Origin of the sequence: Kitasatospora sp. NPDC036755 (assembly GCF_040636595.1) — a bacterium.
Lineage (GTDB): Bacteria > Actinomycetota > Actinomycetes > Streptomycetales > Streptomycetaceae > Kitasatospora.
The window spans coordinates 1-6,903 of the sequence record NZ_JBEZUT010000401.1 but is presented as its reverse complement, the minus strand read 5'-3'; the positions used below and the strand labels follow the sequence as shown (position 1 = coordinate 6,903).

Genomic DNA, 6,903 nt, shown 5'->3' with positions numbered 1-6,903 from the left:
CGCGTCCGGCCGGTCCGCGTCCGGGCAACAACCCGTTCACCTCGGGCAGCGCCACCGGCATGGGCCGCCCCGGCGACCGCCGTCAGGGCGGTCAGGGCGGTGCCCCGCGTCCGGGTGGTGCCCAGGGTGGCGACCGTCCGCGTCCGGGCGGCGACCGTCCGCGTCCCGCCGGTGCCCCGGGTGCCGGTGCGCCGCGTCCCGGTGGCGACCGTCCGCGTCCCGCCGGTGCCCCGGGTGCCGGTGCGCCGCGTCCCGGTGGCGACCGTCCGCGTCCGGGTGGTCCGGGTGCCGGTGCCCCCCGTCCGGGTGGTGCCCCGCGTCCCGACGGCATGCCGCGTCCGGCCGCGCCGCGTCCCGGTGGCCCGACCCCGTCCGGCATGCCGCGCCCGAACCCGGGCATGATGCCGCAGCGTCCGGCCGGCCCGCGTCCGGGTCCGGGTGGCCGTGGTCCGGGTGGCCCCGGCGGCCGTCCGGGTGGTCCGGGTGCCGGCGGCGCCCGTCCCGGCTTCCAGGGTCGTCCGGCCGGTCCGGGCTCGCGTCCGGCCGGTGGCGGCGGCTTCGGCGGCCCGCGTCCCGGTGGCGGTGCCCCGGGCGGCGGCGGTGGCTTCGGCCCGCGTCCCGGCGGCTTCGGCGGTCGTCCCGGCGGCCCGGGTGCCCGTGGTGGCACGCAGGGCGCCTTCGGTCGTGGCCCGGGCGGTCGCCCGGCGCGCGGTCGCAAGTCGAAGCGGGCGAAGCGCCAGGAGTACGAGGCCATGCAGGCCCCGTCCGTCGGCGGTGTGATGCTGCCTCGCGGCAACGGCCAGACCGTTCGCCTGTCGAGCGGCGCCTCGCTGATGGACTTCGCGGAGAAGATCAACGCCAACCCGGCCGCGCTCGTCTCCGTCATGTTCAACCTCGGTGAGATGGTCACCGCGACCCAGTCGGTCTCCGACGCGACCCTCGAGCTGCTGGCCGGCGAGATGGGCTTCCAGCTGGAGATCGTCAGCCGGGACGACGAGGACCGCGAGCTGCTGGAGTCGTTCGACATCGACTTCGGTGCCAACGAGGGCGACGAGGACCAGCTGGCCCCGCGTCCGCCGGTCGTCACCGTCATGGGTCACGTCGACCACGGTAAGACCCGCCTGCTGGACGCCATCCGCAAGTCCAACGTGGTGGCCGGCGAGGCCGGTGGCATCACCCAGCACATCGGTGCCTACCAGGTTGTCACCGAGGTGAACGGCGAGCAGCGCCCGATCACCTTCCTCGACACCCCGGGTCACGAGGCGTTCTCCGCCATGCGTGCCCGTGGTGCCAAGTCCACCGACATCGCGATCCTGGTGGTCGCGGCCAACGACGGTGTCATGCCGCAGACGGTCGAGGCGCTGAACCACGCCAAGGCCGCCGGTGTGCCGATCGTGGTCGCCGTCAACAAGATCGACGTCGAGGGTGCCGACCCGACCAAGGTCCGCGGTCAGCTGACCGAGTTCGGTCTGGTGGCCGAGGAGTACGGCGGCGACACCATGTTCGTCGACATCTCCGCGCGCCAGGGCCTGAACATCGACCAGCTGCTGGAGGCCGTGGTCCTGACCGCGGACGCCTCGCTGGACCTGCGGGCCAACCCGGAGCAGGACGCGCAGGGTATCGCCATCGAGGCGCACCTGGACAAGGGCCGCGGCGCCATGGCGACCGTGCTCGTGCAGCGCGGTACGCTCCGCGTCGGCGACTCGATCGTCGTGGGCGACGCCTACGGCCGCGTCCGCGCGATGCTGGACGAGAACGGCAACAACCTCGCCGAGGCCGGCCCGTCCCGTCCGGTGCTGCTGCTCGGTCTGACCTCGGTGCCCCGCGCCGGCGACAGCTTCATCGTCGTCGACGAGGACCGCACCGCCCGTCAGATCGCCGAGAAGCGCTCGGCCCGCGACCGCAACGCCGCCTTCGCGCAGCGTCGGGTCCGGGTGTCCCTGGAGGACCTGGACAAGGCCATCGCCGCCGGCTCCATCGAGCAGCTCAACCTCATCATCAAGGGTGACGTCTCCGGTTCGGTCGAGGCCCTCGAGGACGCCCTGGTCAAGCTGGACGTGGGCGAGGAGGTCGAGCTCCGGGTCCTGCACCGCGGTGTGGGTGCCATCACCGAGTCCGACGTGGACCTGGCGATGGGCTCGGACGCCATCATCATCGGCTTCAACGTGCGCGCCGAAGGCCGTGCGCGCGCCGCGGCCGACAAGGAAGGCGTGGACGTCCGGTACTACTCGGTCATCTACCAGGCGATCGAGGAGATCGAGAACGCCCTCAAGGGCATGCTCAAGCCGGAGTACGAGGAGGTGCGCCTCGGCGCCGCGGAGATCCGCGAGGTCTTCCGCTCCTCCAAGTTCGGCAACATCGCCGGTGTCCTGGTCCGCGACGGCATCATCCGCCGCAACGCCAAGGCCCGCCTCATCCGCGACGGCAAGGTCGTGGCGGAGAGCCTCACCATCGAGGGTCTGCGCCGCTTCAAGGACGACGCGACCGAGGTCCGCGAGGGCTTCGAGGCCGGTGTCACCCTGGGGTCGTTCAACGACATCAAGGTCGAGGACATCATCGAGACCTACGAGATGCGCGAGAAGCCGCGCGCCTAGTCGGTGTCAGCCGGGGCCGGTCGACGGGTGGTATTTCCGTCGACCGGCCCCGGTCTCGCTGTGTAGGGTCCGGGAGTAGTCAGACACAGCGGCGCGAGCCCGGTTGCGGGCCGCTCCCCGAGGCCTTCCAGGTCGGCGAGACCTGTCATACATGTTCGTGGGAACACTCACGTTCGACCTGCTGCTGGGCGACGTCCACTCGCTCAAGGAGAAGCGTTCGATCGTGCGGCCCATCGTGGCCGAACTGCAGCGCAAGTACAGCGTGTGCGCTGCCGAGACCGGGAACCAGGACCTGCACCGCCGGGCCGAGATCGGCCTGGCGGTGGTCTCCGGCGAAGCCGGGTACGTCACCGAGGTCCTGGACAGCTGTGAGCGGTTGGTCGCCGGCCGCCCCGAGGTGCAGCTCCTCTCCACGAGGAGGCGCTACCACAACGACGACGACGAATGAGGACCGTGGAGCCGGCCGGCGGAAGTCGCCGTTCTCACACGGATCAGGACCGAGAGCGCCCGCAAGGCCGGGCGCGGGCCGGTACTTTGGGGCGTGGGCCCCGACGGGTGCGCAGCTCACCCGGGTACCGGGCCCACTGCACGAGGAGGCAACGTGACCGACACCGCAAGGGCGCGCAAGCTCGCCGACCGCATCCAGGTGGTCGTCGCCCAGACCCTGGAACGGCGGATCAAGGACCCCCGTCTGGGGTTCGTGACCATCACCGACACCCGGGTGACCGGAGACCTGCGCGAGGCCACCGTCTTCTACACCGTCTTCGGTGACGAGACCGAGCGCGAGGCCACCGCGGCCGCGCTGGAGAGCGCCAAGGGCGTGATCCGCTCCGAGGTCGGCAAGATCGGGGTGCGCTTCACCCCGACGCTGACCTTCGTCGCGGACGCGCTGCCGGACAACGCCCGGAACATCGACGACCTGCTCGACCGGGCCCGCACCTCGGACGCCGCCGTGCGCACCCGGGCCGCGGGCGCGAGTTACGCCGGTGACGCGGACCCGTACCGGGCCCCTGCGTCCGAGCGTGACGACGAGGACGAGTAGTCATGGCGGGTGAGCCGGCGCAGGCCGCCTCGCGAGCCGGATCGACCACGGGGGCGTCCTCCACCAGCACGGTGGAGGGTGCCCTCGTGGCGCTCCCGGGGCCGCGCACCGAGGAGTCCGGGTTCGAACTGCTCTGGCAGCAGGTGGTGGCGGAGATCGGGCGGGCCCGTGCGATCGACCTGATCTGCCACATCTGCCCGGACGGCGACGCGCTGGGCTCCTCGCTGGCGGCCGCGCTGGCGCTGCGGGCGCTCGGCAAGCAGGTGCGGGTCTCCTTCGGCGACGACCCGCAGATCGTGCCCGAGTCGCTGGCCTTCCTGCCCGGCCAGGAGCTGATCGTGCCGGCCGCCGAGGTGCCGGACGTTCCCGAACTGGTGCTCTGCTTCGACGTGGCCGCGGAGAGCCGGCTCGGCCTGCTGCGCGACAAGGCCTTCGCCGCGCCCGTCCTGGCGGTGTTCGACCACCACGCCTCCAACCCGGGCTTCGGCACCCACCAGCTGATCGACCCGACCGCTCCGGCCACCGCCGTGCTGGTCGACGAACTGCTGCGCCGGCTCGGCGTCGAGCTGGACCAGGAGCTGGCCACCTGCCTCTACACCGGTGTCGCCACCGACACCGGCTCGTTCAAGTACCGGGCCACCACGCCCGCCACCCACGAACTGGCCGGCCGGCTGCTGGCCACCGGCATCCGGCACGACCTGATCTCCCGGCAGCTGTGGGACACCTCCTCCTTCGGCTACCTCAAGGTGCTCGCGGGCGCGCTCGACCGGGCCGTCTACGAGCCGGCGGCGGCCGGCGGGCTGGGCCTGGTGTGGACCTGGGTGCCGTACCAGGACCTCGCGCTGTTCAGCGTCACGGTCGAGGAGATCGAGGGCCTGATCGACATCCTGCGCCGCCCGGCCGAGGCCGAGGTGGCGCTGGTGCTCAAGCAGGACCCGGACGGCACGCTGCGCGGCTCCTCGCGCTCCAAGGGCGCGGTGGACGTCGCCGCGGCCTGTGCCGAGCTGGGCGGCGGGGGACACGTCTTCGCGGCCGGCTTCAGCGTCCGCGAGGACGTGGCCGAGGTGGTCGAGCGGTTCCGGGGCGCGCTGCGACCGGTACGTTGATCGTCTCCCCTGATGTTGTTGAGAGAAAGAACCCGATGAAGCGCAAAGGCACCGGCCCGGACGGCCTGGTGATCGTCGACAAGCCCGAGGGCATCACCTCGCACGGGGTCGTCGCCAAGCTGCGGTGGCTGGCCGGGACCCGGAAGGTCGGGCACGCCGGCACCCTGGACCCGATGGCCACCGGCGTGCTGGTGATCGGCGTCGAGCGGGCCACCCGGCTGCTCGGCCACCTGATGCTCACCGCCAAGACCTACGAGGCGACCGTCCGGCTCGGCCAGACCACCGTCACCGACGACCGGGAGGGCGACGTCACCGCCTCGACCCCGGCCGACGCCGTCACCCGGGAGGCGATCGACGCCGGGATCGCGGCGCTCACCGGCGAGATCATGCAGGTGCCGTCCAAGGTCAGCGCGATCAAGATCGACGGCAAGCGCTCGTACGCGCGGGTGCGCGAGGGCGAGGACTTCGAGCTCGCGGCCCGGCCGACCACGATCCACTCCTTCACCGTGCACGAGCAGCGCGCGGCGGTCGCCGAGGACGGCACCCCGGTGATCGACCTGGACGTCACCGTCGAGTGCTCCTCCGGCACCTACATCCGGGCGCTGGCCCGGGACCTGGGCGCCGGACTGGGCGTCGGCGGGCACCTGACCGCGCTGCGGCGCACGAAGGTGGGCCCGTACGGGGTGGAGTCGGCGCGCACCCTGGAGCAGTTGGAGGCCCAGGTCACCGGCGAGTCCGCGACGGGCCTGGAGGTGCTGCCGATCGCCGAGGCCGCGGCGGCCGCCTTCCCCCGCTGGGACCTCGACGAGGCCTCGGCGCAGAAGCTGTCGCACGGTGCCCGGCTGAAGGCGCCCGGGTTGGGCGCGGACGGACCGATCGCGGTGTTCGGGCCGGACGGGCGCTTCCTCGCGCTGGTCGAGGAGAAGGCCGGGCAGGCGAAGCCGGTCGCGGTCTTCGTCGGCTGACGGCTTCTGCCGCTCGGAGCCCCGTGGCTCGGAGCCCCCGTCGGGAGTCACCCCGACGGGGGCTTCCGCGTTCCCGGCACCCCTTCACCCGCACGAGGGAGCGCACGGAGTGAACGCCCGTGGTGAGCGGCGCGGGTGCGGTCGGGGCGCGGCCCCGGCGGGCAGGCTTCCGGCGGCGAGCGAGCGACGGCCGAGGGGGCACGAGATGCCGGGGTTCCTGGAGGGCGATCCGGGGCGGTACCTGCTGCGGATCCGCGACCTCAACGGACGGCTGCACGGATTAGGGTTCGTCGCCGACCGGCGGGGGAGCGTGCTGACGGCGCACGAGAGCGTGGCCGGACTGGACCGGGTCGTCCTGCACACCCCCGGCGGGCAGACCAGGGTGCTCGGCCCGGACGCCGTGCTGCCGCTGCCCGAGCACGGGCTCGCACTGCTGTCCACCGAGGCGCTCGGCGGCCTGCCGGTGCCGCCGCTGCCGCTGGCCGCCGTCGCGGCCGGGCACGAGGCGCTGCTGCCCGCGCTGGCGGGGGAGGACGGGCGGGTGGTCGCGCTGCGCTGCGGGCTGCTCGGTGTCACCGGCGCGGCGTACGGCGGGCACCGGCTCGGCGGGGTGCTGCTGCTGGACGTGCCGGTGGTCGGGGGGATCGCGGTGCCGGCCGGTTCCCCGGTGCTGGACGCCCGCAGCGGGGCGGTGGTCGCCCTGGCCGCGCCCGCCGCCTGCGAACCGCGGCACGGCGGGGCGCTGACGGCCGTGCCGGTGGGGACGGGCCCCCCGGGCGGGACGGCGGCCGCCGAGGCACTGGCCGGGCTGCTGGCGAGCAACGCGGCGGCGGTGCCCGGCTACGGCCCGGCGCTCAACCTCGCCGGGGTGCTGCGGCTGACCGCCGCCCAGGTGGCGGAGGCCGGCGCCGGGCCGGGCCGGGTGGCCCACCTGGCCGCCGACCGGGTGGACCGGCCCGACGGCCTCGCCGGGGACGAACCGGCCGCGACCGTCACGGCACTGGTCGGCGCCCCCGGCAGCGGCCGCACCACCGAACTGGCCGCGCTGGCCGCCCGCCGGGCCGACGCCGCCCACCCGCTGCCCACCCTCTGGCTGCGCGGAGGCCGTCCGGGCCGGGCTGCGGCCGGAAGCGCAGCACCGCGCCGAGCCGCAGCCCGGTACCGGCGCCGTGCCAGCGGTCCGCGAGCGCCGCCAG

Annotated in this window: 5 protein-coding genes and 1 pseudogene; all 6 read left to right on the top strand. The window is 74.0% G+C overall.

Annotated elements, in window-relative coordinates; genetic code table 11:
- Positions 1–2,594 (top strand): translation initiation factor IF-2 (gene infB / locus AB0E96_RS36335; RefSeq protein WP_359830299.1); only part of this gene is annotated, 2,594 nt, incomplete at its 5' end.
- A 151-nt stretch (positions 2,595–2,745) separates the two neighbouring features.
- Positions 2,746–3,042, top strand: coding sequence for a DUF503 domain-containing protein (locus tag AB0E96_RS36330; protein ID WP_238741325.1), 297 nt, complete (start codon positions 2,746–2,748; stop codon positions 3,040–3,042).
- Between the two features lie 153 nt (positions 3,043–3,195).
- Positions 3,196–3,636, top strand: coding sequence for a 30S ribosome-binding factor RbfA (gene rbfA, locus AB0E96_RS36325; protein WP_359830297.1), 441 nt, complete (start codon positions 3,196–3,198; stop codon positions 3,634–3,636).
- A 2-nt stretch (positions 3,637–3,638) separates the two neighbouring features.
- Positions 3,639–4,742, top strand: a complete 1,104-nt coding sequence (locus tag AB0E96_RS36320) for a bifunctional oligoribonuclease/PAP phosphatase NrnA (RefSeq protein WP_359830294.1) — start codon at positions 3,639–3,641, stop codon at positions 4,740–4,742.
- Positions 4,743–4,777: 35 nt separating this feature from the next.
- Complete coding sequence (gene truB / locus AB0E96_RS36315; RefSeq protein ID WP_359830292.1) at positions 4,778–5,707, top strand: tRNA pseudouridine(55) synthase TruB; 930 nt, start codon at positions 4,778–4,780, stop codon at positions 5,705–5,707.
- Between the two features lie 205 nt (positions 5,708–5,912).
- Positions 5,913–6,903: pseudogene (locus AB0E96_RS36310) on the top strand (serine protease); the annotation flags it as partial.